1 protein-coding gene is annotated in these 537 nt (G+C 46.7%); it reads left to right on the top strand.

Features of this window, described 5'->3' with window-relative positions; translation table 11 throughout:
* Positions 1 to 537: type II secretion system F family protein (locus R7Q48_RS30460; RefSeq protein WP_411979319.1), on the top strand; the 537-nt coding region annotated here is incomplete at both ends.

Genomic DNA, 537 nt, shown 5'->3' with positions numbered 1-537 from the left:
TTGATCCTGCCTTCGGCGGGTAAAAAGGTGAAACACAAACAGCTCATTAAGAGAATTCACGAAAGCCACAAGCATATCGATCAAGAGAGTATCTCGCTGCTAAGAGAAAACTCATTGAAGAATCTCTCGCCACTAGAGCGATGGTTGATACGTTTTAGCTTGTTTGAAAGCTTTAAGAAAAAGCTCGAACTCGCGGGTATTTCGATGGGGTTTAGCCGCGTTATCTTCTTCACCTTTTTATCTGGGGTGGCGGTCGGTTTACTGCTCTATTTGTGGGGGCAAGTCTGGTACTTGTGCGCTGGGGTTGCGGTTGCTTGTTGGGTCTCTGCGTACTTTTATCTGCAAAAGAAAATTGCCGACCGTTTGATGAAATTTGAGGAGCAATTACCAGAGGCCTTAGACATCATCAAACGTGTATTGCAAGCCGGTCAGCCCATTACTCAAGCGTTTGGCGAAGTGGGCAGGGAAGTCAGCGCGCCACTTGGCCCTGAGTTCTTGAATACCTTCAACTTGCTCAATTATGGTTACGATCTGCGT

The sequence above is a fragment of the Vibrio sp. 378 genome (assembly GCF_033339435.1).
The sequence above is the reverse complement of the archived record's forward strand: the minus strand, read 5'-3'. Positions and strand labels throughout refer to the sequence as shown.